The 26,812-nt window shown below is 61.1% G+C and carries 18 protein-coding genes and 1 pseudogene; 10 read left to right on the top strand and 9 right to left on the bottom strand.

The window, feature by feature from the left end:
* Nucleotides 1-134: 134 nt before the first annotated feature.
* The 4 genes from rnc (at nucleotide 135) to pdxJ (ending at nucleotide 3,362) form a co-directional block, all read left to right on the top strand.
* Nucleotides 135-824, top strand: a complete 690-nt coding sequence (gene rnc, locus AB4N47_RS18175) for a ribonuclease III (RefSeq protein WP_024011703.1) — start codon at nucleotides 135-137, stop codon at nucleotides 822-824.
* Nucleotides 817-1,719 (top strand): GTPase Era, encoded by a 903-nt coding sequence (era, locus tag AB4N47_RS18170; RefSeq protein WP_016771562.1) that lies wholly within the window; start codon nucleotides 817-819, stop codon nucleotides 1,717-1,719. The genes rnc and era overlap by 8 nt, the downstream gene beginning before the upstream one ends.
* A gap of 167 nt (nucleotides 1,720-1,886) precedes the next feature.
* Nucleotides 1,887-2,576 (top strand): DNA repair protein RecO, encoded by a 690-nt coding sequence (gene recO / locus AB4N47_RS18165; protein ID WP_041479514.1) that lies wholly within the window; start codon nucleotides 1,887-1,889, stop codon nucleotides 2,574-2,576.
* A gap of 39 nt (nucleotides 2,577-2,615) precedes the next feature.
* Nucleotides 2,616-3,362 (top strand): pyridoxine 5'-phosphate synthase, encoded by a 747-nt coding sequence (pdxJ, locus tag AB4N47_RS18160; protein ID WP_016771560.1) that lies wholly within the window; start codon nucleotides 2,616-2,618, stop codon nucleotides 3,360-3,362.
* Between the two features lie 83 nt (nucleotides 3,363-3,445).
* Here pdxJ and mltF read toward each other — a convergent pair whose 3' ends face one another.
* Nucleotides 3,446-4,906, bottom strand: a complete 1,461-nt coding sequence (mltF, locus tag AB4N47_RS18155) for a membrane-bound lytic murein transglycosylase MltF (protein WP_341639150.1) — start codon at nucleotides 4,904-4,906, stop codon at nucleotides 3,446-3,448.
* Between the two features lie 285 nt (nucleotides 4,907-5,191).
* Here mltF and purL point away from each other — a divergent pair, with 285 nt between their 5' ends.
* The 3 genes and pseudogenes from purL to AB4N47_RS18140 all read left to right on the top strand — a co-directional run bounded on the left by purL (nucleotide 5,192) and on the right by AB4N47_RS18140 (nucleotide 10,721).
* Entirely contained in the window at nucleotides 5,192-9,088 is a 3,897-nt protein-coding gene (gene purL, locus AB4N47_RS18150; protein WP_460154297.1) for a phosphoribosylformylglycinamidine synthase, read from the top strand.
* Nucleotides 9,089-9,093: 5 nt separating this feature from the next.
* Nucleotides 9,094-9,405 (top strand): YqfO family protein, encoded by a 312-nt coding sequence (locus AB4N47_RS18145; RefSeq protein WP_341639152.1) that lies wholly within the window; start codon nucleotides 9,094-9,096, stop codon nucleotides 9,403-9,405.
* Nucleotides 9,406-10,365: 960 nt separating this feature from the next.
* Nucleotides 10,366-10,721: pseudogene (locus tag AB4N47_RS18140) on the top strand (DUF6124 family protein).
* Nucleotides 10,722-10,784: 63 nt separating this feature from the next.
* Here the strand turns inward: AB4N47_RS18140 and AB4N47_RS18135 are convergent.
* The 8 genes from AB4N47_RS18135 to AB4N47_RS18100 all read right to left on the bottom strand — a co-directional run bounded on the left by AB4N47_RS18135 (nucleotide 10,785) and on the right by AB4N47_RS18100 (nucleotide 25,223).
* The gene (locus AB4N47_RS18135; protein WP_460154296.1) at nucleotides 10,785-16,502 is read right to left on the bottom strand and encodes a membrane-targeted effector domain-containing toxin; all 5,718 of its coding nucleotides are present in this window, start codon (nucleotides 16,500-16,502) and stop codon (nucleotides 10,785-10,787) included.
* A gap of 129 nt (nucleotides 16,503-16,631) precedes the next feature.
* Nucleotides 16,632-18,344 (bottom strand): N-acetylglucosamine-specific PTS transporter subunit IIBC, encoded by a 1,713-nt coding sequence (gene nagE / locus AB4N47_RS18130; protein ID WP_341639154.1) that lies wholly within the window; start codon nucleotides 18,342-18,344, stop codon nucleotides 16,632-16,634.
* Between the two features lie 23 nt (nucleotides 18,345-18,367).
* A complete protein-coding gene (ptsP, locus tag AB4N47_RS18125) occupies nucleotides 18,368-20,881 on the bottom strand; it encodes a phosphoenolpyruvate--protein phosphotransferase (protein ID WP_341639155.1) in 2,514 nt (837 codons plus the stop codon).
* Between the two features lie 34 nt (nucleotides 20,882-20,915).
* Entirely contained in the window at nucleotides 20,916-21,938 is a 1,023-nt protein-coding gene (locus AB4N47_RS18120) for an SIS domain-containing protein (RefSeq protein ID WP_122610742.1), read from the bottom strand.
* Nucleotides 21,919-23,025: an N-acetylglucosamine-6-phosphate deacetylase gene (gene nagA / locus AB4N47_RS18115; RefSeq protein ID WP_125927637.1), complete on the bottom strand. Its 1,107-nt coding sequence runs from the start codon at nucleotides 23,023-23,025 to the stop codon at nucleotides 21,919-21,921. The genes AB4N47_RS18120 and nagA overlap by 20 nt, the downstream gene beginning before the upstream one ends.
* Nucleotides 23,026-23,065: 40 nt before the next feature.
* Nucleotides 23,066-23,797 carry a GntR family transcriptional regulator gene (locus AB4N47_RS18110; protein WP_016771550.1) on the bottom strand — a complete coding sequence of 244 codons (732 nt, stop codon included), beginning with the start codon at nucleotides 23,795-23,797 and terminating at the stop codon, nucleotides 23,066-23,068.
* A 282-nt stretch (nucleotides 23,798-24,079) separates the two neighbouring features.
* The gene (locus tag AB4N47_RS18105) at nucleotides 24,080-24,595 is read right to left on the bottom strand and encodes a L,D-transpeptidase family protein (RefSeq protein WP_024011712.1); all 516 of its coding nucleotides are present in this window, start codon (nucleotides 24,593-24,595) and stop codon (nucleotides 24,080-24,082) included.
* Nucleotides 24,596-24,671: 76 nt separating this feature from the next.
* Complete coding sequence (locus tag AB4N47_RS18100; protein ID WP_016771548.1) at nucleotides 24,672-25,223, bottom strand: NUDIX hydrolase; 552 nt, start codon at nucleotides 25,221-25,223, stop codon at nucleotides 24,672-24,674.
* Between the two features lie 147 nt (nucleotides 25,224-25,370).
* On the opposite strand from AB4N47_RS18100, the gene AB4N47_RS18095 reads away from it, so the two are divergent.
* The 3 genes from AB4N47_RS18095 to AB4N47_RS18085 are packed head-to-tail and all read left to right on the top strand — an operon-like array spanning nucleotide 25,371 to nucleotide 26,746.
* Nucleotides 25,371-25,970: a CoA pyrophosphatase gene (locus tag AB4N47_RS18095; RefSeq protein WP_016771547.1), complete on the top strand. Its 600-nt coding sequence runs from the start codon at nucleotides 25,371-25,373 to the stop codon at nucleotides 25,968-25,970.
* 39 nt (nucleotides 25,971-26,009) lie between these two features.
* A complete protein-coding gene (locus tag AB4N47_RS18090) occupies nucleotides 26,010-26,534 on the top strand; it encodes a gamma carbonic anhydrase family protein (RefSeq protein WP_341639156.1) in 525 nt (174 codons plus the stop codon).
* Nucleotides 26,531-26,746: a DUF1289 domain-containing protein gene (locus AB4N47_RS18085; RefSeq protein WP_071174484.1), complete on the top strand. Its 216-nt coding sequence runs from the start codon at nucleotides 26,531-26,533 to the stop codon at nucleotides 26,744-26,746. The genes AB4N47_RS18090 and AB4N47_RS18085 overlap by 4 nt, the downstream gene beginning before the upstream one ends.
* The last annotated feature ends 66 nt before the right edge of the window (nucleotides 26,747-26,812 follow it).

Below are 26,812 nucleotides of genomic sequence, written 5' to 3'. Positions count from 1 at the left end.
ATTTCTGGAGCCGGCACAATCGGCTTCGCAATCGCCAGGATTTATTTTTTGAACACAGCGTTAATTGTCCCAGGCCTGCGCCGTACCCCGGCTATGGCAGTGGAAACCAGCCACGAACTCAGCGTGGGTAAACCGTGAGCGTTTCTCTAAGCCGTCTCGAGCGCCAGCTCGGTTACACCTTCAAGGACCAGGAGCTGATGCTGCTGGCCCTCACGCACCGCAGTTTTGCCGGGCGCAACAACGAGCGTCTGGAATTCCTCGGTGATGCCATCCTCAACTTCGTCGCTGGCGAGGCGCTGTTCGATCGCTTCCCGCTGGCTCGCGAAGGCCAGTTGTCACGTTTACGCGCTCGGCTGGTAAAAGGTGAGACGCTGGCCGTACTCGCTCGCGGTTTCGACCTCGGCGATTATCTGCGCCTGGGTTCGGGTGAACTGAAGAGCGGTGGGTTCCGCCGTGAATCCATTCTGGCCGATGCCCTCGAAGCGTTGATTGGCGCGATCTACCTCGATGCCGGCATGGACGTCGCCCGCGAGCGCGTGCTGGCCTGGCTGGCCGGCGAATTCGAAGGCCTGACGCTGGTCGACACCAACAAGGATCCGAAAACCCGCTTGCAGGAACACCTGCAATCGCGCGGTTGCGAACTGCCACGCTACGAAGTGGTGGATATCCAGGGCGAACCGCACTGCCGAACCTTCTTCGTCGAATGCGAAGTGGTTTTACTGAATGAAAAAAGCCGAGGTCAGGGTGTGAGCCGTCGTATTGCCGAACAGGTAGCGGCCGCCGCAGCACTGATTGCCCTGGGCGTGGAGAATGGCAATGACTGATACAAACGCAACTCGCTGTGGCTACGTTGCCATCGTCGGCCGTCCCAACGTCGGCAAGTCGACGCTGCTCAACCACATCCTCGGGCAGAAGCTCGCGATCACTTCGCGCAAACCGCAGACCACTCGCCACAACATGCTCGGGATCAAGACCGAGGGCGACGTGCAGGCGATCTACGTCGACACCCCGGGCATGCACAAGGGTGGCGAAAAGGCCCTGAACCGTTACATGAACAAAACCGCTTCGGCGGCGCTGAAAGACGTCGACGTGGTGATCTTCGTCGTCGACCGCACCAAGTGGACCGACGAAGACCAGATGGTTCTGGAGCGTGTGCAATACGTGACCGGCCCGCTGATCGTCGCGCTGAACAAGACCGATCGTATCGAAGACAAAGCCGAGCTGATGCCGCACCTGAGCTGGTTGCAGGAACAGCTGCCGAACGCACAGATCATCCCGATTTCCGCGCAGCACGGGCACAACCTCGAAGCGCTGGAAAAGGTCATTGCCGATCACCTGCCCGAGAATGATCACTTCTTCCCGGAAGACCAGATCACCGACCGCAGCAGCCGTTTCCTTGCCGCCGAACTGGTGCGCGAGAAAATCATGCGCCAGATGGGCGCCGAGCTGCCGTACCAGATCACCGTCGAAATCGAAGAATTCAAGCAGCAGGGCAAGACCTTGCACATCCACGCGCTGATTCTTGTCGAGCGTGACGGCCAGAAGAAGATCATCATTGGCGACAAGGGCGAGCGCATCAAGCGCATCGGCACCGAAGCGCGCAAGGACATGGAGCTGCTGTTCGACTCCAAGATCATGCTTAACCTGTGGGTCAAGGTGAAAGGCGGCTGGTCCGATGACGAGCGTGCGCTGCGTTCGCTGGGTTACGGCGACCTGTAAGTAGCGATCTCGAGAACACCGATACCCACTGTGGGAGCGAGCCTGCTCGCGAAGAGGATGTAACATTCAGCATTGATGTTGACTGGCACTCCGCTTTCGCGAGCAGGCTCGCTCCCACAGTGGTTTTGGGTTGCATGTAAAAACCGCGTTTTTTCATCGAGAACTCAATGTCGCAAAACCCGCCTCCCGCCCAACCCGCCTACGTCCTGCATTCGCGCGCCTATCGCGAAACCAGCGCACTGGTCGATTTCCTCACGCCGCAAGGTCGGCTGCGGGCGGTGTTGCGCAGTGCGCGAGGCAAGGCCGGGACGCTGGCGCGGCCGTTCGTGGCGCTGGAGGTCGAGTTCCGTGGCAAGGGCGAGCTGAAGAATGTCGGGCGCATGGAGAGTTCTGGCACCTCTGCTTGGCTCAACGGCGAGGCGCTGTTCAGCGGTCTGTATCTCAACGAACTGTTGATTCGCCTGTTGCCTGCCGAAGATCCGCATCCCGCAGTGTTTGATCATTACGCCGCGACCTTGCTGGCGCTGGCCGAAGGTCGGCCGCTGGAGCCATTGTTGCGCTCCTTCGAATGGAGATTGCTGGATGATCTCGGCTACGGCTTCTCCATGAATACCGACATCCACGGCGAACCTGTCGCTGCTGACGGCCTCTATCGCTTGCAAGTGGACGCCGGACTCGAGCGCGTTTACCTGCTGCAACCCGGCTTGTTCAACGGTACCGAGCTGCTGGCCATGGCCGAAGCCGACTGGTCGGCGCCCGGTGCGCTGTCGGCGGCCAAGCGTCTGATGCGCCAGGCCTTGGCGGTGCATTTGGGCGGGCGTCCGCTTGTCAGTCGCGAGCTGTTTCGCAAGCCCTGATATGCTGTGCGCCGAACCTCTCAATTCAGGAGCGCATCCGTGACCAGCAGCAATCGCATTCTTCTCGGCGTGAACATCGACCACGTCGCCACCCTGCGTCAGGCCCGTGGCACGCGCTACCCGGATCCGGTCAAAGCGGCGCTGGATGCAGAAGAGGCGGGCGCCGATGGCATCACCGTGCACCTGCGCGAAGACCGCCGTCACATCCAGGAGCGTGACGTGCTGCTGCTCAAGGATGTGCTGCAAACCCGCATGAACTTCGAAATGGGCGTCACCGAAGAAATGATGGCGTTCGCCGAGCGTATTCGCCCGGCGCACATCTGCCTGGTCCCGGAAACCCGTCAGGAACTGACTACCGAAGGTGGCCTGGATGTGGCGGGGCAGGAAGAACGCATAAGGGCTGCGGTCGAGCGCTTGTCGAAAATCGGCAGCGAAGTGTCGCTGTTCATCGATGCTGACGAGCGGCAGATTGCGGCTTCCAAGCGCGTCGGTGCGCCGGCAATCGAGCTGCACACCGGTCGTTATGCCGATGCTGAAACCCCGACTGAAGTGGCCGAGGAATTGAAGCGTGTGGCGGATGGCGTTGCGTTTGGTCTGGCCCAAGGCTTGATCGTTAACGCCGGTCACGGCTTGCATTACCACAACGTTGAAGCCGTGGCTGCGATCAAAGGCATCAACGAGCTGAACATCGGCCACGCGCTGGTGGCGCATGCGTTGTTTGTCGGCTTCAAATCTGCTGTGTCGGAGATGAAAGCGCTGATCCTGGCTGCTGCTCTCAAGGGCTAAGAACAAAAGATCGCATCCTTCGGCAGCTCCTACAGGTGTACACATAGCTCTGTAGGAGCTGCCGAAGGCTGCGATCTTTTGCTTTAAAGAGGGGCAGGTTCCTGCGCCGGTTTCGACTTGTCGATCGCCGGCACATGCAGGTTGCCCTCGGCCACCTGATCGCCTTCAAGCTGCGGCTGGGTCACCCAGGTGAGGATGTCGTAGTAGCGACGGATGTTCGCCACGAAATGCACCGGCTCGCCACCGCGGGCGTAGCCGTAGCGGGTCTTGCTATACCACTGTTTCTGCGAGAGGCGCGGCAGGATCTTTTTCACGTCCAGCCACTTGTCCGGATTCAGGCCTTCCTTCGCCGCCAGTTTGCGCGCGTCATCCAGATGGCCGCTGCCGACGTTGTACGCCGCCAGCGCGAACCAGGTGCGATCCGGTTCCTGGATCGAATCGTCTAGCTGATCTTTCATATAAGCCAGGTACTTGGCGCCGCCCATGATGCTCTGCTTGGGGTCGAGGCGGTTCGATACGCCCATCGCCTGCGCGGTGTTCTGGGTCAGCATCATCAGGCCGCGTACGCCGGTTTTCGAGGTCACCGTCGGCTGCCACAGGGATTCCTGATAGCCGATGGCGGCCAGCAGGCGCCAGTCGACTTTCTCTTTCTTCGCGTAGTTCTTGAAGTGCTGTTCGTATTTCGGCAGACGCTGCTGCAAGTGCTGGGCGAAGGTGGTGGCGCCCATGTAGCCAAGCACATCGACATGGCCGTAGTAGCGGTCTTTCAGGCGTTGCAGGGTGCCGTTCTTTTGCACCTTGTCCAGATAGGCGTTGATTTCATTGAGCAGGCTGTTGTCTTCGCCCGGGCCAACCGCCCAGCTCTGGCTGCGTGCGTCGCCGAGGTCGAAGGCCACACGGATATTGGTGAAGTACACCTGATTCATCGCCACTTCGTTGGAGTCGACCAGCGTCAGATCGATCTGACCTTCATCGACCATGCGCAGCAGATCGACCACTTCAACCGCGTCGGATTCTTCGTAGTCGATGCCGGGATATTTCTGTTTCAGCGCGGCCAGTTGTTCGGCGTGGGTGCTGCCCTTTAGCACGGTGATCTTCTTGCCGACCAGATCCGCCGGATCTGTAGGGCGCGACTGGCCGTTGCGGTAGATGATCTGCGGGGTGACTTCGAGGTAGGAGTGGGAGAACCGCACCTGCTTCTTGCGTTCATCGCTGCTGACCAGACCGGCGGCTGCGAGTACCGGGCCGTTCGGCTTGCCGACCTGATTGAACAGGTCGTCGAGATTGTCGGCGGTCTCGATCTTCAATTCGACGCCCAAATCGTCGGCGAAGCGCTTCACCAGCTCGTATTCGAAGCCGGTTTCACCGCTGCGATCCTGAAAGTAGGTGGCGGGGCTGTTGCGGGTAACCACGCGCAGCACACCGTCCTCCTTTACGCGCTCGAGTGTGTTGGGTTTATCAACACAGCCACCGAGCACCAGGAAGAGTCCGGTTGCGATCAGCCATTTGGCGTATCGCGGACGCAAAGCCGTTGGGAAAAACATCTGCGCAGTATACGCAAACGGCCACGGGCGCCATATCTCGACAGCGTAGGACTAGTCTGCTAGCGATCACAAAATCGAACGAAATCCCTTGAATACGGGCCTTCAGGGCATTTTGTTACAGTAAAAATAAGCCATGCTGAAACGCTCGATTTACCTGACCCCGAAGGCAGAAACACAGATTGCTACCCGAGTGCAACCGTGCGTAGCGTTTCGGGTGATGTTGAGGTCGGTTTAGGCTAGAATGCACGGCCTCAAAGCACACCCCTTCCCGAGGCTGTCCCGAAGATGTTGATCCTGCGCGGCGCTCCTGCCCTTTCTGCCTTTCGCCACAGCAAACTCCTTGAGCAACTGAGCCAGAAGGTTCCAGCTGTCAGTGGCCTGTATGCTGAATTCGCTCACTTCGCCGAAGTCACCGGCGTCCTGACCGGCGACGAACAGCAGGTGCTAGCGCGCCTTCTGAAGTACGGCCCAAGTGTTCCGGTTCAAGAGCCTACCGGCCGTCTGTTTCTGGTGTTGCCGCGTTTCGGCACCATCTCGCCGTGGTCGAGCAAGGCCAGCGACATCGCCCGCAACTGCGGCCTGAGCAAGATCCAGCGCCTGGAACGCGGTATCGCCTTCTATGTTGCAGGGCAGTTCAGCGAAGCCGAAGCCCAGCTGATTTCGGACGCGCTGCATGACCGCATGACCCAGATCGTGCTGGCCAACCTCGAACACGCCGCCGGTCTGTTCAGCCATGCCGAGCCGAAGCCGCTGACCGCCATCGACATCCTCGGTGGCGGCCGCGCCGCGCTGGAAAAGGCCAACACCGAGCTGGGCCTGGCCCTGGCCGAAGACGAGATCGACTATCTGGTCAACGCCTTCAACGGTCTGAAGCGCAACCCGCACGACATCGAACTGATGATGTTCGCCCAGGCCAACTCCGAGCACTGCCGCCACAAGATCTTCAACGCCAGTTGGGACATTGACGGCCAGAGCCAGGAAAAAAGCCTGTTCGGCATGATCAAGAACACCTATCAGATGCACAGCGAAGGCGTGTTGTCCGCTTACAAGGACAACGCTTCGGTGATCGTCGGCAACGTTGCCGGCCGCTTTTTCCCGAATCCTGAAACCCGCCAGTACGGCGCGGTGCAGGAGCCGGTGCACATTCTGATGAAGGTTGAAACCCACAACCACCCGACCGCGATTGCGCCGTTCCCGGGCGCATCGACCGGTTCCGGTGGCGAGATCCGTGACGAAGGTGCAACCGGTCGCGGCGCCAAGCCAAAGGCTGGCCTGACCGGTTTCACCGTATCGAACCTGCAGATCCCTGGCTTCGAACAGCCGTGGGAAGTGCCGTACGGCAAGCCTGAGCGCATCGTCACCGCGCTGGACATCATGATCGAAGGCCCGCTCGGCGGCGCTGCGTTCAACAACGAATTCGGTCGTCCGGCGCTGACCGGCTACTTCCGTACCTTCGAACAATCGATCACTACCCCGCACGGCGACGAAGTGCGCGGTTACCACAAACCGATCATGCTCGCTGGCGGCATGGGCAACATCCGTGAAGAACACGTCAAGAAAGGCGAGATCGTCGTCGGCTCCAAGCTGATCGTGCTCGGCGGCCCGGCGATGTTGATCGGTCTCGGTGGCGGCGCGGCTTCGTCGATGGCCACCGGCACCAGCTCGGCGGATCTGGATTTTGCTTCCGTGCAGCGTGAAAACCCTGAAATGGAGCGTCGTTGCCAGGAAGTCATCGACCGTTGCTGGCAACTGGGCGACAAGAACCCGATCAGCTTCATCCACGACGTCGGCGCGGGCGGTCTGTCCAACGCCTTCCCGGAACTGGTCAACGACGGCGACCGCGGTGGCCGTTTCGAACTGCGCAACATCCCGAATGACGAGCCGGGCATGGCCCCGCACGAAATCTGGTCGAACGAATCCCAGGAACGTTACGTGCTGGCAGTCGGCCCGGAAGACTTCGAGCGCTTCCAGGCGATCTGCGAACGCGAGCGTTGCCCGTTTGCCGTAGTCGGTGAAGCGACTGCCGAACCGCAACTGACCGTGACCGACAGCCACTTCGGCAACAACCCGGTGGACATGCCGCTGGAAGTGTTGCTGGGCAAGGCGCCGCGCATGCACCGTTCGGTGGTTCGCGAAGCCGAGCTGGGCGATGACTTCGATCCGTCGAACCTCGACATCAGCGAGTCCATCGAACGCGTTCTGCATCACCCGGCCGTGGCCAGCAAAAGCTTCCTGATCACCATCGGCGACCGCACCATCACTGGCCTCGTTGCCCGTGACCAGATGGTCGGCCCGTGGCAAGTGCCGGTGGCCGACGTTGCCGTCACCGCCACCAGTTTCGACGTCTACACCGGTGAAGCGATGGCGATGGGCGAGCGTACTCCGCTGGCTCTGCTGGACGCGCCGGCCTCGGGCCGCATGGCCATCGGCGAAACCATCACCAACATTGCTGCCTCGCGCATCAACAAGCTCTCCGACATCAAACTGTCGGCGAACTGGATGTCGGCGGCCGGTCACCCGGGCGAAGACGCGCGTCTGTACGACACCGTGAAAGCGGTCGGCATGGAGCTGTGCCCTGAGCTGGGCATCACCATTCCGGTGGGCAAGGACTCGATGTCCATGGCCACGCGCTGGAATGACAACGGCGAAGACAAGACCGTCACTTCGCCGATGTCGCTGATCGTTACCGGTTTCGCGCCAGTGGCTGACATCCGTCAGACCCTGACTCCGGAGCTGCGCATGGACAAGGGCACCACCGACCTGATCCTGATCGACCTCGGTCGCGGCCAGAACCGCATGGGTGCTTCGATCCTCGCGCAAGTCCACGGCAAACTCGGCCAGCATGCGCCGGATGTCGATGACGCCGAAGACCTGAAAGCCTTCTTCGCGGTGATCCAGGGCCTCAACGCCGACGGTCACCTGCTGGCTTACCACGACCGTTCCGACGGTGGTCTGCTGACTTCCGTGGTGGAAATGGCCTTCGCCGGCCACTGCGGTCTGAGCCTGAACCTGGACAGCGTTGCCGAATCCGCTTCGGAAATCGCCGCGATCCTGTTCAACGAAGAGCTCGGCGCAGTGATCCAGGTTCGTCAGGACGCCACCCCGGACATCCTCGCGCAATTCAGCGCCGCCGGCCTGGGCGACTGCGTGTCGGTGATCGGTCAGCCGATCAACAATGGCCAGATCAACATCACCTTCAACGGTGACACCGTGTTCGAAGGCCAGCGTCGTCTGCTGCAACGTCAGTGGGCCGAGACCAGCTATCAGATCCAGCGTCTGCGCGACAACGCCGACTGCGCCGAGCAGGAATTCGACGCGCTGCTGGAAGAAGACAATCCGGGCCTGAGCATCAAGCTCAGCTACGACGTCAATCAGGACATCGCCGCGCCTTACATCAAGAAAGGCATTCGCCCACAGGTTGCCGTGCTGCGTGAGCAGGGCGTCAACGGTCAGGTGGAAATGGCCGCCGCGTTCGACCGCGCCGGTTTCAGCGCGATCGACGTGCACATGAGCGACATCCTCGCCGGTCGTGTCGACCTCAACGAGTTCAAAGGCCTGGTGGCCTGCGGTGGTTTCTCCTACGGCGACGTGCTCGGCGCCGGTGAAGGCTGGGCCAAATCGGCGCTGTTCAACAGCCGCGCCCGCGATGCGTTCCAGGGCTTCTTCGAGCGTAACGACAGCTTCACGCTGGGCGTGTGCAACGGTTGCCAGATGATGTCCAACCTGCACGAGCTGATCCCGGGCAGCGAGTTCTGGCCGCACTTCGTGCGCAACCGCTCCGAGCAGTTCGAAGCGCGGGTGGCGATGGTGCAGATCCAGGAATCGAACTCGATCTTCCTGCAGGGCATGGCCGGTTCGCGCATGCCGATCGCCATCGCCCACGGTGAAGGGCATGCCGAGTTCGCCAGCGAAGAAGCACTGCTGGAAGCCGATCTGTCCGGTTGCGTGGCGATGCGTTTTGTCGACAACCACGGCAAGGTCACCGAAGCCTATCCGGCCAACCCGAACGGCTCGCCGCGCGGGATCACCGGCCTCACCAGCCGTGACGGTCGCGTGACGATCATGATGCCGCACCCGGAGCGTGTGTTCCGTGCGGTGCAGAACTCGTGGCGTTCGGAAGACTGGAACGAAGACGCGCCGTGGATGCGCATGTTCCGTAACGCTCGCGTGTGGGTTAACTGATCGTCGTGTACAAGTTGGCGTTTTTTGTTCCCGACAGTCATGTCGAGGTGGTCAAAGGGGCTGTGTTCGCTGCCGGTGGTGGGCGGATCGGTGACTATGACCACTGTGCGTGGCAGGTGCTTGGCTCTGGCCAGTTTCGACCGTTGGACGGCAGTCAGCCGTTTATTGGTCAGGCGGGGCAGGTCGAGCGGGTTAAGGAATGGAAGGTTGAGCTTGTCGTGGCGGATGAGTTGATTGTGGCTGTGGTGGCGGCGTTGAAGCTCAGTCATCCGTATGAGACGCCGGCTTATGAGGTGTGGCGGCTGGAGGATTTCTGATCTTCTTGGCTGCTTGAACGGGAGGCCCGCAGATGAGTGATTGTCTGCGGGTTTTTTGTTGCCGCTGATTTTTGTGCGGGCGCATTTTCACTGTGGGAGCGAGCCTGCTCGCAAAGGCGCCCTTACAGGCGAGCATGCTGGCTGATTGGGTGAATATCCGTTGCTTCGGGTGTGGCGGCTGGCGGTTTCGCCCTTACGGCGACTCACTTTTTTTACAAACGCCTAAAAAAAGTAAGCAAAAAAACGCTTGCTCCTACGTTCGGCCCTCGCAGGCTCGGGTCCCTTCGCTGCGGGACTGATCCGGGCGCAGCGGCTCCGGTTTGCTTCGCTGCACCTCCTTCCGCTGTGTCTGGCTGCGCCAGACGGTCGCTGCGCTCCCACGCCCGGATCAATCCCTCCACTCAGCCTTCCGACGTCGCCGGTGGATCAAGATCAAGAGCACTCGAGCTTGCGCTCATTGTGTAGGAGCTGCCGAAGGCTGCGATCTTTTGATCTTGATTTTGCTTTCTGTGGGAGCGAGCCTGCTCGCGAAGGCGGCCTGTCAGCCGACCCGTTTCTCACTGAATGACCCGATGACAACTGTAGGAGTGAGCCTGCTCGCGATGAGGCCCATCCATGCTCTCGAGAACTAGAGATTGTTTAAATCCGGTACCCAATGACCAGAACCTTCCCACAAGGTTTTCAGGTTGTCCGTCGGACGTGCGATCTCTAGTCTTTTCCCGTCGCTGCGAATCAGCGATCGGGAGTGAGATCCCCGGATAGCTTGCAACTGGCGCCAGCACCACGATAATTGGCGCCAGCTCAATCTGCTGCCTGCTTTATGGCGGCTGTGTGCGGGCAGACTTCGGTCTGGCCGGTTGCCTGCTCCGGTGGATCTCACCTCGCACATAGCTGCCACCTATTCGCCGCGTGAGATCCGGCGATTGATGGCTGCCCATCAGCATCAGCAGGAGAAGCATTTTGGATAAGATCGTCCCCGACCCACCCCACGAACCCACAACCCCTCTCGAACAAACCATCCGCGCCGACGACCTCGCGAAAACCGCGAAGCGATCAAGCGTGCTCTGGATTTTTACCTGTGCCCACAGCCGAGCAAGGCGCGCCCGCCCGGCACCATGTTCCTCATCCAGCCCGACGTCGACACCGAATCCCTGCTGGCCCACGCCTGTGAGTCACTCGCTTCAGCCAACACCCTGGCCAGTGATTTCGCCGATCAGTTGGGGCGACCGCAGCGCAATACGGCGCTGGCGATTCAGCAGATCATCATGCTCGCTGAGCTGGCGGTGAACCGTGCGCTGGATCGGGTTGATCCGTAGGCGTGAAAAAACCACCGGGCCGTGGAGCCCGGTGGTTTTCCACGACGTGCAATCGCGTGGATGTCACGTCACCTGTGTCAGCTTGACGTCCGTTACAAGCATGTCGACCAAGGTTCGCAGGTATTTGAAGCTCTCATCTTTTTTCCCCCAGCGATCAATGAAGAACAGACCTTTGTCATTGATCTGAATCGGCGTCTCAACGATCTCGCCGGACCTGGATCTATGCACCACACTGGCGTTGCGGGTATCTGCATTTTCGATCAGGAATTGGCCCTGTCGAGTCAGTCTGCTGCGACTGACAGACGGAGGCGCAGCAGGCTTTCTCGTGCCGGGGACGGCCACCTCCATCACAAAGTCGCTGCTCAAGGCCCTCACGTTGGCCTCGTGCTTGTCGCTGATAAATTCCCATGTCCCACGGTGAATATCCCTGGCCAGTTCAGGGGCGGTGTCACGCACGTGCAGGCTGACGGCTGAAAGCGTATCGGCCAGACCTGGCACACCGAGGTTGTAATTGGTGTGCGTACTGCCGATGAGGGCCACCCATTTATGCGGGCCGTTGGCCAGTTGATCAGCCTCGATCACTTGGGTTGCAAAATAGCTGAACATCTCGTTTCGCGAGACTGCTTTGTCATGCAGGCCCTTGAGGTGGTAGGACGCTGTGCAATCGATCGCTCTGATGCGGATGTTGTATTTGGCTGCTGCCTGGTAGAGCTCCGTGTAGGTATCGCTCCCACCGTAAGCCATCATGTGCCCTCGGTCCTGACGATGCAGGTACGCCTTCAGCCTGTCCGGCATACGTTGGGTTCGCAAAAAAATGTCGAGATCGGCCTGGTGCAGATCGGTGAACAGGTGCTCGACATACAACGTGTCATAGCCTGCTTTCTTGAGCGCTTTCATGTGCTTTTTCAGCAGCGCTTTGCTCGCTACATCGGCATGGGCCTCGCCGATCAGCAGATTCAAGCGTCCGTCGGCCAGTTGCCGCAAAAAAGTCTCGAATGTGCAGTCAGAGGTGAGCACCGGCAGGATCGGCGCATCGGGAGGGACGTAGTCGGCGAAAGCGTCTCTGGCGGTTTTTTCCAGGCGCTTGCGCTGGGCGATGAAAGCCTCGTAGGCCGTTCTTTCACTGGAGATCGTCGGGGTGTAATTCGAGTCCATGGAGTAGGGCTTATGCAACATTTCAGCAATATCGTCACGCAGCGGCAAAGCCACATCGAAATCGCTGAAGTGATCAACGGCGCTAGCTGCGGCGGGCGGCCTGGAGACGGGTAGAGGTGCCTTGTAGGTGCTCGGCATCTGTACCAGGAAATCACCTTGCGCAGTCGCATCGCCGGCGATGGCGCCGGGTGTATCCCTGCTTATGCGTGCGGGTTGGTACAGGTCGATGTCTTCAACACGCACGGCTACGGCCTCGTGCAGGTCGGCCAGGCCGGGCGTGTTGTCGAACGTGGTCATGCGCGACTGTTCGGTCAGGGCAATCCAGCGCTCTTCGCCGACGTCGGCCACATCACTGGCAAGCGCCTTGTGCGAATAGAAGTTTCTGATGGAGTTGTTTCGCGGGGTCAGCGGCGAGACCTCGGACATCACCATGATCCCTTCGAGTTTATAGCTGGCCGAGCCGTCTAGCGCATGGATGCTCATGCCTTTTTCCCGGGCCCTGCGCACCAGCGCCAGGTAAGAAAAAGCTGCGTCCGGCGCATACCCCATGGCTTTGTCGAGCGCCTTCAGGTGTTTGTTGATATGAAACCAGGAGCCGTTCCTGTTGAGCTTTTCCAGTTTGAGATGAAACACGTCACCCGGCAGGTATTCGAGAAAGAGATGCTTGTAGCCGTTCGCCACGAGGACGTCGAGATGCTCGATCAATAACTGTTTGCTGGCGATCGAACCAGGTTGTGCACCGATCACCAGGTTTTTTGCGGCGAATGCATCGCTGCCGATCAACTGTGCGAATGAGGTATTGGCGGCAACCGCCGGCACTTCGGCACGGGCGGGCAGCGGTGCGAGCCGGGCAAAATGGCGCGTGGCATCTTTGGTGAGTTTTTCGACCTGTTGCAGATAGGCTGTGCGTACATCGCTCAACTGATCGACCACCCGGGCCATGATGGTCTGCCGCGGGATACCCATGTCGCTCAGTTGCAGCAATGCCTCGCGCGATTGCGGCACCAGCAACGTTTCGACGCGCTCGCGGTAGTCGATCGCGACTCCATAATCTTTGTGCGGACCGGGTGTATCGGGCACAGCTTCGTATTTCGGTGCCCCGCCGGACAGGCCGCTGCGCACCATCACCCCGTCGGAGTTACGCACGGTCAGAATGCCGGTCGAAAGCAGTCCGGAGCCATTCGGATCCGGGCGGTAGAGCAAATAACGGCCCAGCGCGTCCGGGTTGTTGCTGGCGTAATACGACTGTCCTCTGAAAGCGACCGCTTGCATATCATCCCAGACGGGTTCAGTGGCCATTTGATCGACCAATGCCAGAGCACTCTGTTGCTCATCGCCGGCAGTTGCGACAGCCTGACGCAACGGACGCCGGACGGGCTTGAGTGACCGTAGCGCCGGACGCAGATCCGTCAGCACCGCGCCGGCACTGTTGAACAGATAACCGAGCAAGTGCCGGAACGCTTCGTTGTTGTTGCCCTGACGATAGGCATGCAGGGCGAGCATCGCATCCTTGAAGGCCAGCAACAGGCCGGTGCTCAGGCTCAACAGCGGGAAGGGCGCGGTGGCGATGGCCGCGACCCACTCAACGCTTGTCCAGATCAGGCCGGCGATCATTTCGATACGACTGGTGGTGGTCGCGTGGACGTTGTCGATCCGCCGTTGCAGCTTCATGTCATAGAGCGCGGTGAGCAGGTCGCTGACGGCGTCAGCCGGTCGCATCGAGTCGTAGCGGGCGGGGCTGGGGGTGGTTTTGTTGAGGTCTTTGGGCAGCTTCTTGCGGATGTTGTCCAGGTGCGTGCGGACCCGGGTCTGGGCGCTGATACCCACGCGCGAGGTGAAGTACTCGACCATGCCCGATTGCAGCAGCAGATAATTGAACAGGCGCGCTTCACGAAAACGCACGCCGTCCGGCGCGTCCGGCGTATACAGCAGAACCGGATTACTGCCATGGCTGAACAGCCAGGTATCGATCACCCATTCGCCGTCGATCATCAACCGGTGGATCGGGTACTTCGTCCGCGTCTGCCCCGACGTTTGATCCATGCTGGTGATGCTTTGCTGGAGCCATTGCAGGTCGCTGCTGGCGATATGTCCTTGCAGCTGACATTCCAGCGCGGCGCTTTGCATCTGGCGCTGAGTGATCGCCAGCGTCGCGTTGCGGCGGAACGCGTAGCCGTCGCTCTGGGAATTCTGCAGCTCCTTTTTGACTTTGTCGGTATAGCGTTGGCCGATCCACACCCCTGTGACCGAGCGCGCGACATTCTGCGCGGTCAGGCTGCTGATATCGACGCCTTGCGGACCTCTGAAGCGCGCCGAGCGTGAAAATTTCTGCTCGAGAAAACCCACGCCGTCGGCATAGCCGTCGCGATACAGCCGGGTATAGGTCAACGGCTTTGGTGTCCATGAGGGCACGATCGATTTTGGCGAGTAGGCCCAGACGGTGTCAGGATCGACGTCATTGGCCGCACGTTTGAGCAAGCGGTTCAGGCTGAGCTTCGCTTGCTCGTGCACGTAGGCGTCAAATGTCTGGAAACGCCCGCCCGACAGCGGATGTTGATTGAATGCGAGCAGTGCGCCCTCGGCGTCGTCGCTCAGCGTCGTCAGTTGTCGGCGATTGGCCGCAGTGGTCGAGCGATACCACACCGGTGTACTGAAATCATAATCATCGATGCGTGTGGCAAGCACGTGTTCAGCCATCGCTTTGAGGCAATCGAGATGGTTGCCGAGGTGATCGAAAGTCACCTTCTGGTGCTCCGCTGCTTCCGGCTTGAAGCTCAGCCCCGACAAGACTTTGCGCAGAGCAGGACGAAAGCGCATCGGTGCGCGGCTGACCAGGTAACCGGCCATGGTTTGGGCGGCGTCACTCTGCTTGGCCCACGACAACACATGGGCCTGACACTCGCGCTCACTGTCAAAGGCCTCGAACTGGCGATCGCGTGGGGCTTGTGGCGTGCATAGCAGAACGCGTTTGAGCGCACCGGTCTGATCGTTCTGACGCAGCACCCAAAGGTCTTGGAGTTGCGCACCGTGCAAGCACAGCGTGGCGGCACGCAACTGTGAATCGCTACCGCTGCGCAGGCGCTGGATCATTTGCAGGTCGCTGTCGAGCAGGTGCCCTTGCAGCGCTGCGGTATGGGCGAGCGCGACGATGCGCTGATCGAGCATCTGCTCAATCGCAGGTTTGATTGCGGAGCTTGCCTGCATCTGCGTTTGCAAACGTGCGAAGTCGACGCGCGGTTCCAGCTCCAGTGCCTGCTTGATCACCCAGGCGGGCGTCACGTCCGCGTACTCGTCGGATAGCGGCAGGTCGTTGTAAGTCAGCCGGGTGTGGCTGAGAAACTCCGAGCCTGGCAACTCATCGCCGATATGCGGGCCGCGCAGGGTCAGCTCGAGCAGGTTGCGCTTGTGCACATATACGCCGTATCCCGGTACTCGCCGGTCGGTGGTGATTTGCAGGTTGTCCGGTTGCAGATCGTCGATTTGCAGATCATCACTCAGACGCTCCAGCCATTGCTGGCGGGCCACGGCCATCAGACTGACCGCCGGGCCCATCAGGTCAAGCAGGTTTTGCCGGGCCTGATTGTAGTTGCCCAGGTGCAACGCCAGTTCGGCCCGCTTGGCGGTGTCGGCGCTGCGGTACCAGTCCGGGGCGCTGTTGCGCAGGTGCCGTTCGAACAGGGTTTGTGCCTGAAGGGCCAGACGCGGAGTGAGATCCGGCAGCGCAGCGCCGATGGCGCGCTCCAGCTCGGCGATCAAGCGAGCGGGATCCTGCTGCGGGTTAGCGGCGAAACTCAGTGCGTATTCGATATCCAGGGTGCGTTTTTCGATCAAGGCATCATAGATGTGTTCGAACAGCGGTTGGCTGTCGATGGGCGCCAGCTGCAATGGCCAGATTCCTGCTGTACCGACCTCGTGGTAGCGGCTGGGCAGCAGCTGCATCAACTCGCCACGGCTGATGCTGTGCTTCATGGTCTCGAGCAGATGGGCGTTGAGATCAGCCAGCGAATTGAACAGCTCCAGGCCCCTGGCGGGTGTGAACAACACGACGAAACCTGCGCTCTGGTCGGTCAGCAGATCGCTGACTTTCGGGGTGTCGTTTTGCGTAACAATAAAGGCCCCGGCGAGCTCGACAGTGGTTTGCTGATAAGTGAACTGCAACGCATACATGGCCGGACGCAACAGCGGGCCCAGCGCCAGTTTCTTCATCAGCTTACCAGCCTGCGGGTGCAACAGGCGATCCTTGACGGCTTGTTGCGCCTCGTACTCGAGCGCGGTGAAACCGGCGTCGTATTTAAGGAAGGTTTTTGCCGGTTTGCCGTCGATCTGGTCACGCAGATCCATGTTGATCAGTTGCGTGCTGAGGCGCACCTTCAGCGTGGCGATCAGTTGCTTGCCTGCCTCGCTTTGCAGGTCGCTGGTTGCCAGCACCTGATAGAGCGCGCGGCTGCGTTGCAGGTAGCTGTCGCGATAGGTTTTCAGCTGCTCTTCGAGGCGTTTGAGATGGGCCTGCTCGGTGCTCGGTTTGTGCTCGGGCAGCAGCGGGGTTTCGGTGTTGAAGAGCAGACGCCCGATCTGGTTGAGATCGTTTTTGATCTCATCGGGTGTGGGTGCGTTGGGGGTGCTCATAGGCACGATTTCCATGCTGGGGATGAAGGGCCAGCATGGCGAGCGGGGCGTGGAGGAGGGTGGTATTCATGTATCGTGCGCGTGCCGGATTTTCCCCGCCCGCTCCAGCCCTCCCGCCACCCGCGCAGATCAAACCTGCGCGCTGACCTCCCCGCGACTCAGCAACGCCTCGATCGCCCCGCTCAAACTCGCGGCCTTGTCCCCCACCAGCAAATGCCAGACGCCACCGTCCAACTGGCTGACACCCAGGCAACCGAGCGCTTTGAGCTGCGCATCGGACAACGCCTTGGCATCGGCCAGTTGCAGGCGAATGCGGGTCATGGCGATGCAATCGAGCTGCAGCACATTGTCGCGACCGCCCAGTGCATCCAGCCATTGCTGCGCCTCGTTGCGGGTAAGCGCAACGCTCTTCGGCTCATCGATGACTGCGGTTTCCACCAACGCTGTTCGGCCCAGCGCAGGCATGGCCAAGCGAATTTCATCGGCGATGCTGTCAGCCAACGGCCCGACCACGACCTGCAAACTGCCGCCCTTGCCCGGGCGCACCACCGCCATCGCGCCCAACGCTTTCAGCTCGGCATCCGAGGCCTTGTTGCGGTCGACCATCTCCAGGCGCAGTCGGGTCGTACAGGCGCCGACGGTCAGCAGGTTGTCTGCGCCGCCCAAGGCTTTGATATACGCACTGGCGCGTTCGGTTTCCGAGAGCACGGTTTTTTCGGCGCTGGCGACGTCTTCGCGCCCCGGCGTCTTCAGATTGAAGCGGCGAATACAGAAGTCGAAAACCAGGTAATAGATGACCGCATAAGCCAGCCCGACCGGCACCACCAGCCAGCCATTGGTCGACTTGCCCCAGCCGAGAATCATGTCGATGAAGCCACCGGAAAAGGTGAAGCCCAGATGAATGTTCAAGCCGTTGGTGATCGCCATCGACAGCCCGGTCAGCAGCGCATGCAGGAGGAACAGCAGCGGCGCGAGAAACATGAAGGCAAATTCGATTGGCTCGGTGACGCCAGTCAGAAACGAGGTCAGCGCCATCGACAGGAAGATCCCGCCCATCACCTTGCGCCGCTCCGGCAAAGCGTTGCGGTACATCGCCAGGCAGGCGGCGGGCAGGCCGAAGACCATCATCGGGAACATGCCGGTCATGAACTGGCCGCCCTTCGGATCGCCGGCAAAATACCGCGACAGATCGCCGGTCACCAAGGCGCCCGTGGTCGGGTCGGTGAAGTTGCCGAAGACGAACCACGCCATGTTGTTGAGGATGTGGTGCAGGCCGGTGACGATCAGCAGGCGGTTGAACACGCCGAAGACGAAGGCGCCGATGCTGCCGCTTTCCATCATCAGTGCGCCGAACGCGTTGATGCCCTGCTGGATCGGCGGCCAGATATAGCCGAACAGCACGCCCAGACCCACCGCCGCGAACCCGGTGACGATCGGCACAAAACGCCGGCCACCGAAGAACGCCAGATACTCCGGCAGCTTGATGTCCTTGAAGCGGTTGTACAGCGCGCCGGCCATCAGGCCGCTGACGATCCCGGCGAGCATGCCCATGTTTATCGTCGAGTCGAGCACCTTGAGCGTGGAGATCATCACCAGATAACCGATCACCCCGGCCAGGCCGGCGGTGCCGTTGTTGTCTTTGGCGAAACCGACGGCGATGCCGATGGCAAAGATCATCGCCAGGTTGGCAAAGATCACTTGCCCGGCATCGTGAATGATCGCGATGTTCAACAGGTCCGTGTCGCCCAGGCGCAGCAGCAGGCCGGCAATCGGCAGGATCGCGATCGGCAGCATCAGCGCGCGGCCCAGGCGTTGCAGGCCTTCGATGAAGAGTTGGTACATGGCGTTTGTCCTTTTTGTTTTTGTTAGCGCAGAGGCCAATGTTGATGACAGGCGTGGCGAACGGCGGCGGCGCTGGACAGCTTGAGCAAGTCGCGGCTCAGGCGCTGACATTCGGCTTCATGCAACTGACGTACGCGGTCCTTGATTTCACCGATCTGCACCGGGCTCACCGACAGTTCGGTGACGCCGAGGCCGATCAGCACCGGCGTGGCCAGCGGGTCGGAGGCGAGGGCGCCGCAGACACCGACCCAGCGCTTGTGTACCGCCGCACCCTCGCAGGTCATGGCGATCAGGCGCAGCAACGCGGGGTGCAGGGCATCGACCCGTGCCGCCAGCCCGGCGTGGTCGCGGTCCATGGCCAGGGTGTATTGCGACAGATCGTTGGTGCCGATCGAGAGAAAGTCGGCGTGTTCGGCCAGTTGTTCGGCTTGCAGCGCGGCGGCGGGGACTTCGATCATCACGCCGATTTCCGGGCGCTCGGCAATGCCCAGCTCAAGGCACAAGGCATCGACGCGCTGGCGGATGTGCAGCAGTTCGTCGACCTCGGTGACCATCGGCAACAGAATCCGGCAACGCGACAACGGCTTGACCTGCAGCAGCGCACGCAGTTGCTGATCGAGAATTTCCGGCCGCGCCTGGGCCAGACGAATGCCGCGCAGACCGAGCACCGGGTTGGCCTCGGCGGGCAGCGGCAGGTACTCGAGTTGCTTGTCGCCACCGACGTCGATGGTGCGGATGATCACTGGCTTGTCGCCCATGGCATCGATCACCGCTTGATAGGCGCTGCGCTGTTCTTCGACGTCCGGTGCAGTCTGGCGATCGACGAAGAGAAACTCGGTGCGCAACAGGCCGACGCCATCGGCACCGTTGGCAAAAGCGTCTGCGGCTTCGCTGCTTGAGGCGACATTGGCGACCACTTCGATGTGCACGCCATTGCGGGTTTCAGCGGGCAAATGGGCCTTGGCCTGTTGGCTGTCGCGACGCTGCTGGCGCTGGATTTGTGCCTGCTGTACTTCGCTCAGGCGCTCGGCGTTTGGCGTCAATTCGAGGCGCCCATCGTCAGCGTCGAGCACCACGGCCTGATCTTGCGGCTGCTCAAGCAATTGCGCGCCCAAAGCGACGATGCACGGCAGACCTTTGCCGCGCGCCAGAATCGCTACGTGGGAGGTCGCGCCGCCCTCGGCCATGCACAACCCGGCGACGCCTTGCGCGCTGAGTTGCAGCAGATCCGATGGCGTCAGTTCGTGGGCGGCAACGATGGCGCCGGCCGGAACCTGGTATTGCCAGGCCTCGCCAAGCAGGGCGCGCAGTACGCGTTGCTTGAGGTCGCGCAAATCGTTGGCCCGTTCGGCCAGCAGCGGGCTGCCGGTGCCTTGCAGCATGTCGCACTGGGTGTCGATCGACTGACTCCAGGCGTGCGTCGCAGCGGTGCCTTGCGCGATGAATTGCTGCGCGGCGTCGAGCAGGGCCGGGTCTTCGAGCAGCGCCATGTGTGCAGCGAAGATCGCTTCTTCGTCGGCGTTCTTATGCTTTTTCGCCTGGGCGAGGGTGGCGGCGATTTCGCTGCGCACCGCGTTCAATGCCGTTTCAAGCGTCTGCTGCTGTTGCACTGGATCGTGATGGCCCGTATCCGCCGGCAAGGTGATCGCGTTCAAGCGAAACAACGGCCCGGCGACCAGCCCTGGCGCGGCGCAAACACCGTGCAACACCCCAGCCTCGGCCGGACGTTTCAGCGCGGCTGTGGTGGTCGGCGCTTGCGCGTGATGATCGTCCGGCAGCGCCGTGGCCAATGCGCTGAGCAGAGCTTGCAATGCGGCATCGGCGTCCGGTCCCTGACAACTGACCTGCACCTCATCCTGCTCACCAATCGCCAGCCCCATCAAACCGATCAGACTGTTGCACGGCGCCGATTTGCCGTTGAAGTGCAGCTGTGAGTGGCTGCTGAACCCCTGGGCGGTCTGGCGGATCAGCGCAGCGGGGCGCGCATGCAAGCCGCCGCGATGAGCGACCTGCACTTGACCACGAACCTCAGGCCCAGCGCTTATATCGGTATTCGCCGCCACCACATTGCGCGCGATGATGTGCAGCAACGGCTCGCCGACTTTCACCGCTTTGAGGGTGATCGGCCGCACCTGAAAATCCGCGCTGTTGGTCAGGATCAACAGGCTGACCAGGCTTTTGCAGTGCTGGCCGACCTTGTCCAGGTCATAGCGCAGCAGCGGCTGACCGAGGCTGACGCGATCGCTTTCCTTGACCAGCATGGCGAAACCTTCGCCGTTCAATTCAACGGTGTCGAGGCCCAGGTGCAGGAGGATTTCCGCACCGTTGTCGGCGCGCACGGTCACCGCGTGGCTGCTGCGCGCGACGTGGATGACCACGCCGGCGCAGGGCGAATACAGCGTGTCGTTGAGCGGGTCGATGGCGATGCCGTCGCCCATCGCGCCACTGGCGAACACCGCGTCCGGGACATTGGCGAGCGTCAGCACCGGGCCGCTGAGCGGGGCGCTGAGGGTCAGCTCTTTATTGTTGTCGGGCATGGCTGGATCTCATCAGGTGTGCAGTCAGTCGGACTTAATGCGTGCGGGTCACTTTGCTCAAATGGCGCGGCTGATCCGGGTCCATGCCCCGCGCCACGGCCAGGCCTGCGGCCATCACGTAAAAGCTCTGGATCGCCAGAATCGGGTCGAGGGCCGGGTGTTCGGCACGGGTCAGGGTCAGGTCGCGTTCGCTGACGTCATCCGGCGCGGCGAGCAAGACCCGGGCGCCGCGCTGGCGCATTTCCGCCGCCAGGCTCAGCAGGCCGGCCTGCTCAGCGCCGCGTGGGGCGAAAACCAGCAGCGGATAGTGTTCGTCGATCAGTGCCATCGGGCCGTGACGCACTTCGGCACTGCTGAACGCTTCGGCCTGAATCGCCGAGGTTTCCTTGAACTTCAGCGCGGCTTCCTGAGCAATGGCGAAACCGGCGCCACGGCCGATCACCATCAGGCGCTCGCAATCGCGCAGGGCTTCGATGGCCACGCTCCAGTCCTGTTTCGCCGCTTCGCGCAGGCCTTCTGGCAGCGCATCGTGGGCTTGCAGCAGTTCGCGGTCCTCTTTCCAGTGCGCGATCAAACGCGCGCTGGCGCTGAGGGTGGCGATAAAGCTTTTGGTCGCAGCGACACTGCTTTCCGTGCCGGCGAGCAGCGGCAGGCTGAATTCACAGGCCGCTTCGAGTGGCGAATCGGCAGCGTTGACCATCGACACGCTCAGCGCGCCACGCTTGCGCAACAGACGCAGGCTGTTGACCAGATCCGGGCTCTGCCCCGACTGCGAAAACGCAAAGGCGACCTGACCGCTGACTTTCAGCGGCGCCTGCTGCATGGTCACTACCGACATCGGCAACGAGGCCACCGGCACGCCCAGTTGCTGCATGGTCAGGTAGGCGAAGTAGCTCGCCGCGTGGTCGGAGCTGCCACGGGCGACGGTCATCGCCACTTGCGGTGGCTGCCGGCGCAGGCGCCCGGCGATCTCGATCATCGGCGCGTCGAGTTGTTGCAGTTGGGCTTGCACGGCCTCGAACGAGGACAGCGCCTCTTCAAGCATTTTTGAAGTCAATGTCTTCTCCTTCGACCATGACGGCGGTCAGTGTGAGTGAGCGATCGAGCCGCACGCAGTCGGCCCAGGCGCCGGGGGCAAGGCGCCCGCGTTCGGTAATGCCGAGGTAGTCGGCGGGAAATTGCGACAGACGCTGCGAGGCTTCGCTGATCGGCAGGCCGATTTTCACCAGATTGCGCAGGGCCTGATCCATGGTCAGGGTGCTGCCGGCCAGCGTGCCGTCGGGCAGGCGCACGCCGCCCAGGCATTTGGTCACGGTGTGGCTGCCAAGCTTGTATTCACCGTCGGGCATGCCGGCGGCGGCGGTCGAATCGGTGACGCAATACAGACACGGGATCGAACGCAGGGCCACGCGGATGGCGCCGGGATGCACGTGCAACAGATCGGGAATCAGCTCGGCGTATTTGGCGTGGGCCAGTGCTGCGCCGACGATGCCCGGCTCGCGGTGATGCAGCGGGCTCATGGCGTTATAGAGGTGGGTGAAACTGCTGGCACCGGCAGCCAGCGCGGCCACGCCTTCCTCGTAGCTGCCGAGGGTGTGGCCGATCTGCATGCGGATGCCACGGCTGCTCAGTTCGCGAATCAATGCATCGTGACCGGCGATTTCCGGGGCGATGGTGATGACGCGGATCGGCGCCAGCGCCAGATATTCTTCAACTTCGGCCATCAATGCGGTGTGGGCGAAGTTCGGTTGAGCGCCGAGTTTTCCCGGGTTGATGTACGGGCCTTCAAGGTGCACGCCGAGAACACGCGCGGCGCCTTTCGGACGCTGTTCACAGAATTGTCCTACCTCTTTCAGGACATTTGAGATCTCCGCGCTCGGCGCAGTCATGGTCGTGGCCAACAGCGAGGTGGTGCCGAAACGCACATGGGTTTTGCTGATGGTTTCGAAGGCTTCGGCGCCTTCCATAATGTCTTTGCCACCGCCGCCGTGCACATGCAGGTCGATGAAACCCGGCAGCAGGTAGGGCAGATCGTTGGCGGCCGGATCGCAGGGCACGCCTTCGATCGACACGATCTTGCCGTGTTCGTGAATCAGCCGGCCGCGAACCCAGCCGCTGGCGGTGAGGATGTTGTCTTCGGACATTTTCGTTCTCGCTTGGGGCCGCGCTCAGCGACGCGGCTCTTTATCTACGAAGCTCTGCAACAAAGTCGTAGTAGTCGTTGCGGCAATAGGTGTCGGTGACTTCGATCGGCGTGTTGTCTTCCAGATAGCCGACCCGGGTCATCAGCAGCATGGCGGTGCCGGGGGCGATGCCGACCAGCGCGGCGAATTCGTCCGAGGCGTTGATTGCCTGGATGTGCTGAAGGGCGCGGACGATCGGTTTGCCGATGCCGTCGAGGTATTCGTAAAGCGAATCGCCCACCGCTTGCGGCCTGGGCATGATTGAGGCGGGCAGGGTGCTCATCTCGATCGCCATGACCGTGTCATCGGCTTTGCGCAGGCGCTTCATGCGCGCCACCTTGTCGTTCGGCGACAGGCCGAGGCGGATCAATTCTTCGTGGGTCGGCAGGGTGATCTCCCGCTCCAGCCACTTCGAGCTAGGCACGAAACCTTTCAGGCGCAGCATTTCGCTGAAGCCGGACAGACGCGACAGCGGTTGTTCCAGGCGTGGGGTGATGAACGTGCCCGAGCCTTGCAGGCGGCGGATCAGGCCTTGCTCGAGCAAAACTTCCAAAGCCTTGCGTGCGGTGACCCGGGAGATGCCGAGCTGGTCGCTCAGGTTGCGCTCGGACGGCATCGCCTGTTCGGCCTTCCACTGCCCGGCATGAATCGCCGCTTCCAGATTGCGCGCCAGTTGCAAGTACAGCGGCGTCGGCTGGGAGTCATCGGGACGTAGGGTTTGAAGGTCGTTCATGTAGGTCGTTTCCGTCGCGAGTATAGGATTGTTGTGGCTCGCTTGTGCGACGGAAGCTAATACCACTTGAATACCATGTCAACGCGATGAACTGGCGTCTGGCCCAATGGATTGGCGGTTGTCAGGGGTCACTGTTTAAAGTGGTATTAGTGGTGGCCCATAAAAAGCAAAAGATCGCAGCCTGCGACAGCTTCTACAGTTGAGAGTGGTATCACCCCTGTAGGCGCTGTCGCAGGCTGCGATCTTTTGATTTATTTTTTTTGCGGTGACCAGCGGTCGAGGTTACGGACGAATCTCGATCATCGTGCCGTCCGGTACCAGATTCCACACTTCACGCATGTCGACGTTGCGCATGGCGATGCAGCCGTCGGTCCAGTCGAGGGTATGGAACAACTGCTCCGGATTGTCTGCCGAATCCGGGGTGCCGTGGATCATGATCATCCCGCCGGGCTCGACACCTTCACGGCGTGCGCGGGCGGCATCGCTGATGTTCGGGTAGGAGATGTGCATCGACAGGTTGAATTTGTCGCTGGTCTTGCGCCAGTCGATCCAATAGAAACCTTCGGGTGTGCGTTTGTCGCCCTCGATCAGTTTCGGGCCTTTCTTTGCACCCTTGCCCAAGGAGATGCGATAGGTCTTCAGCGGCTTGCCGTCGGCAATCAACTGCAGTTGGTGGGCCGATTTCAGTACCAGGACTTTTTCGATCAGCGGAGTGTTCGAGGGCGTCACGGTGGTCACGAATGACGCTTGCGAAACGCTGACGAACGACAGGCACAACAGGGCAAGCAACCAACGCATTGAAACGATTCCCCAAGAATGACGCAGACACATAGTGATAGATGCAGGTGTGGTTATCGGCAGGGTGCCGCGAAGCTCAAGTGATCGCCGGCTGCACCAGTGGCGGAATCGACTCCGAACGCACCGGGTAAACCTCGCTGCGCCGATCGGCAAAGAAACATTCCAGCGTGCGACCGACCGTGCGGAAAGCCAGCTCGTCCCAGGGAATGTCGGCTTCTTCGAACAGCTGCACTTCAAGGCTTTCCGGCCCGGCCGCGTATTGCAGATCGGCCAGTTCGGCGCGGAAAAACACATGCACCTGGCTGATATGCGGCACGTCGATCAGCGTGTAGATGCTCAGGTTGCGCACCCGGGCGCAGGCTTCTTCGGCGGTTTCGCGGATGGCGGCCTGCTCGATGGTCTCGCCGTTTTCCATGAAGCCGGCAGGTAGCGTCCAGTAACCGAGACGCGGCTCGATGGCGCGGCGGCAGAGCAGCACTTTCGTCCCCCAGGTCGGTACGCACCCGGCGACGATATTGGGGTTCTGGTAGTGAATAGTCTGACAGCTGTCGCAGACAAATCGCAGCCGCGAGTCGCCTTCGGGAATGCGCTGGGTGACCGGGTTACCGCAGTGGCTGCAAAATTTCATGCTCGGGTTCCTGAATGCTGCGCCTATCTTGGCGTGCAGCGGGGCCGGTCGGCAAGTTGTCGTTTCGCGACACGACGGGTTTCGGGGGCTTGGGCGCTCGCTTTGATTGGTGCATGATGCGGAGCAAGGCACCGATCGAGAACACTCATGCTGGACGAGCTACTGCATAGGGTAAGCAACCACACACCGCGTACGCTGGAGACCGACGCACGTTTCCCCGAAGCCGCCGTGCTGGTGCCGATCACCCGCAGTGACGAACCGGAACTGGTCCTGACCCTGCGCGCCAGCGGTCTTTCGACCCATGGCGGCGAAGTTGCCTTCCCCGGAGGGCGCCGCGACCCGGAAGATCCGGACCTCATATTCACCGCGCTGCGCGAAGCCGAAGAAGAAATCGGCCTGCCACCGGGCCTGGTCGAAGTCATCGGCCCGCTCAGTCCGCTGATCTCCCTGCACGGCATCAAGGTAACGCCGTATGTCGGCGTGATTCCCGACTTTGTCGAATACCAGCCCAATGACGCCGAGATCGCCGCCGTCTTCAGCGTGCCGCTGGAATTCTTCCGCAAGGACCCGCGTGAGCATACCCATCGCATCGATTATCAGGGCCGCAGTTGGTACGTGCCGAGCTATCGCTTCGGCGAGTACAAGATCTGGGGCCTGACGGCGATCATGATCGTCGAGTTGATCAACCTGCTCTATGACGCCAAAATCAGCCTGCACCGACCGCCGAAAAGCTTTATCGATACCTGAGCCGTCGTTCGAACGGCCGTGAGCCCTGAGGAAAACAAGATGAAATACCGCCTGGGCGACGCCCGTGTCGAAATCCATCCAAAGAGCTGGGTCGCGCCCAATGCCGTGCTGGTGGGCAAGGTTCGCCTGGAAGAGGGCGCCAACGTCTGGTTCAACGCTGTGTTGCGCGGCGACAACGAACTGATCCTCGTCGGCAAGAACAGCAATGTGCAGGACGGTACGGTGATGCACACCGACATGGGCTATCCACTGACCATCGGTACCGGCGTGACCATCGGCCACAACGCGATGCTCCACGGCTGCACGGTCGGCGATTACAGCCTGATCGGTATCAACGCAGTGATTCTCAACGGCGCGAAGATCGGCAAGAACTGCATCATCGGCGCCAATTCGCTGATCGGCGAAGGCAAGGAAATTCCCGACGGTTCGCTGGTGATGGGCTCGCCGGGCAAGGTCGTGCGTGAACTGACCGAGGCGCAAAAGAATATGCTCGAAGCCAGCGCCGCGCACTATGTGCATAACTCGCAGCGTTACGCCCGCGATCTGGTCGAGCAGGAACAATGACGACTGTTGAACGACCAGTCGCCTCGCCCTGCGTGAATATCTGCGCGCTGGACGAAGATGATGTTTGCACCGGGTGCCAGCGCACGGTCGCAGAGATCACCCGCTGGGGCCGCATGAGCAATGACGAGCGCCGGGTGGTGCTGGGGTTGTGTCATGAACGGGCGAAGGCGAGTGGATTGGTCTGGATGATTCCCGCGAAGTCAGGCGTCTGAACCACCGCTTTCGCGAGCAGGCTCGCTCCCACCTTGAAAATGCGTTCCACTGTGGGAGCGAGCTTG

This window comes from Pseudomonas sp. S3_G06, from assembly GCF_054667565.1.
Note: the sequence above shows the minus strand (reverse complement) of the source record. Positions and strands in the feature narration are given on the sequence as shown.

Bases quoted from the DNA above. Each gene is read 5' to 3' on its own strand.
- era (WP_016771562.1), top strand. From the start codon at position 817: ATGACTGATACAAACGCAACTCGCTGTGGCTACGTTGCCATCGTCGGC.
- recO (WP_041479514.1), top strand. From the start codon at position 1,887: ATGTCGCAAAACCCGCCTCCCGCCCAACCCGCCTACGTCCTGCATTCG.
- mltF (WP_341639150.1), bottom strand. From the start codon at position 4,906: ATGTTTTTCCCAACGGCTTTGCGTCCGCGATACGCCAAATGGCTGATC.
- purL (WP_460154297.1), top strand. From the start codon at position 5,192: ATGTTGATCCTGCGCGGCGCTCCTGCCCTTTCTGCCTTTCGCCACAGC.
- AB4N47_RS18135 (WP_460154296.1), bottom strand. From the start codon at position 16,502: ATGAGCACCCCCAACGCACCCACACCCGATGAGATCAAAAACGATCTC.
- nagE (WP_341639154.1), bottom strand. From the start codon at position 18,344: ATGTACCAACTCTTCATCGAAGGCCTGCAACGCCTGGGCCGCGCGCTG.
- ptsP (WP_341639155.1), bottom strand. From the start codon at position 20,881: ATGCCCGACAACAATAAAGAGCTGACCCTCAGCGCCCCGCTCAGCGGC.
- nagA (WP_125927637.1), bottom strand. From the start codon at position 23,025: ATGTCCGAAGACAACATCCTCACCGCCAGCGGCTGGGTTCGCGGCCGG.
- AB4N47_RS18110 (WP_016771550.1), bottom strand. From the start codon at position 23,797: ATGAACGACCTTCAAACCCTACGTCCCGATGACTCCCAGCCGACGCCG.
- AB4N47_RS18105 (WP_024011712.1), bottom strand. From the start codon at position 24,595: ATGCGTTGGTTGCTTGCCCTGTTGTGCCTGTCGTTCGTCAGCGTTTCG.
- AB4N47_RS18100 (WP_016771548.1), bottom strand. From the start codon at position 25,223: ATGAAATTTTGCAGCCACTGCGGTAACCCGGTCACCCAGCGCATTCCC.
- AB4N47_RS18095 (WP_016771547.1), top strand. From the start codon at position 25,371: ATGCTGGACGAGCTACTGCATAGGGTAAGCAACCACACACCGCGTACG.
- AB4N47_RS18090 (WP_341639156.1), top strand. From the start codon at position 26,010: ATGAAATACCGCCTGGGCGACGCCCGTGTCGAAATCCATCCAAAGAGC.
- AB4N47_RS18085 (WP_071174484.1), top strand. From the start codon at position 26,531: ATGACGACTGTTGAACGACCAGTCGCCTCGCCCTGCGTGAATATCTGC.